The organism is Shewanella sp. SM87 (assembly GCF_025653705.1).
Taxonomy (GTDB): Bacteria; Pseudomonadota; Gammaproteobacteria; order Enterobacterales; family Shewanellaceae; genus Shewanella; species Shewanella oncorhynchi.
In genome coordinates, this window is sequence record NZ_JAKKSC010000076.1 from 1 (window position 1) to 1,559 (window position 1,559).

The 1,559-nt window shown below is 41.5% G+C and carries 3 protein-coding genes; 2 read left to right on the plus strand and 1 reads right to left on the minus strand.

All coding sequences use genetic code 11. The features are described 5' to 3' along the window. Together L5M11_RS23670 and L5M11_RS23675 are read left to right on the plus strand one after the other, a co-directional pair. The coding region (locus L5M11_RS23670; RefSeq protein ID WP_263193446.1) for a hypothetical protein at positions 1-254 on the plus strand (254 nt) is incomplete at its 5' end. A gap of 36 nt (positions 255-290) precedes the next feature. Next, positions 291-701: a hypothetical protein gene (locus L5M11_RS23675; protein WP_263193447.1), complete on the plus strand. Its 411-nt coding sequence runs from the start codon at positions 291-293 to the stop codon at positions 699-701. 116 nt (positions 702-817) lie between these two features. Here L5M11_RS23675 and L5M11_RS23680 read toward each other — a convergent pair. Continuing rightward, on the minus strand, positions 818-1,559 hold a 742-nt coding region (locus tag L5M11_RS23680; RefSeq protein WP_263193448.1), incomplete at its 5' end, for a nucleotidyl transferase AbiEii/AbiGii toxin family protein.

The following is a 1,559-nucleotide window of genomic DNA, read 5'->3' on the forward strand; positions in this document are numbered from 1 at the left end:
TGCAATCGACTGCGTTTGAACAACAAGCCCACAATCTGCTGATGGTCTTCGAATTGATGACCTATGTAATTAAARAAGAGATGCCTGATAGCAACACCTTTTCTTACGAGGACAACGTTGAGCAAGAAATACTCCTGCACATGCTTAAACAACGCTTAGTGCGTGAAAAAATGTCCGTCGTTCAGATTGAACTCGCAATTTCATTTGCTGAGCAATTTATGCAAACAGGGCTAATTTCCATGGCACAGACCTAAGTAAAAGTTGAAAGGCCAAATCAATAGGAGTAATAAATGGAACACTCAACTTTTATTCATGTAAATCAGCTTAAAACATTTAGTCCTTGGCATGAACACTGCAAAGTCGTGTTACTTGCAGATATTAAACTGAACGACCAAACCTCAATAGAGCTGCTGTTTACACGCTACATTTATCTTCACTTAAATATAGATGGACATGTTCTAGGTGTGAGTATTAGCCAATCTATTTTTGAGGAGCATCCTGAGTTTAGCTCTCAGTTTTTAAACGACTTAGAAATGATGCAGCTATTACTCATGTATGTTGATGATATAACAAATTTTTGCCAATTATTTGCCGCAGAGTTTGAGTATGTCTTAGGGTATCACCCGACAGTCTACTTTGAAGCCGCGGAACAATATTGGGAAAAGCAGATTATTGAAGCACAATCTAACGCGCCTCAATAATCACCTACTAGCGAACCTCACGGTTCGCTTTTTTTGCTTAAAGCCTTAGCTCACATCTAAGCAGCCAACGCCCACAAACAGCGAACTATCAGATAAAATCAGCAATACACTGTACATTACAGTATCCGACCTGCAACCCACGTCTCCAATACATCTGCCAGTTTAATGAGTTGTTCTTGATGCTTGGATTTGTTTTTCGCTAGGTTTTGGATATTCAATAGCTTCCATCTCACCGCAGGTAGTGCCGCGACGCTCGGTTCATCAAACAATGACCAATCAGGCTGACCCTGTTTAAAGGATAATAAAAAGTCTCTGTCTTTTGCAGTAAAGTGATGCTGCAACGCTGTCAGCATTTCTGAGCGAGTTAAAATAAGCTCATCGAGTTTAATCGGCTTTGTCGTCATTCCATTGAATTCAGTTTGAAAGCTTTCATCAAGCGGTTTCCAGCGTGGAGACATCACTTCATTAATAGGCCTTGGATGGCTAAGTGTATAAGTGAGAAAGCCGACTAAAATCTCTCGACTGATCCCCTCTTCCGCCAGCAGCATTTTTACATCGAATAGATCCCTTGGGTGCTGCCTATCCATCGCTGCACATAACTTACCACCGTATAGATCAGGCAGGCTTACAACGGGGATCTCTGCATACCCAAATTCCTCTTCAACTAACTCAACGACTGGCATTAATACCGCTTTGTGTAGCGTACCTCTCGCAACAGGAGAGACTTCAATTTTTATTGTCACCCTATCACTTGTCACGACAACCCTGAGCTCATCATATTTATTGTCTTGAAATACTGCACTAAGGTTCGGTTGTAGATTGATCTTCGCAGTCAAACGACCAAGCGCTTCCTTCACA

Coding starts and splice junctions, on each gene's coding strand:
- L5M11_RS23675 (WP_263193447.1), top strand. CDS start 291: ATGGAACACTCAACTTTTATTCATGTAAATCAGCTTAAAACATTTAGT.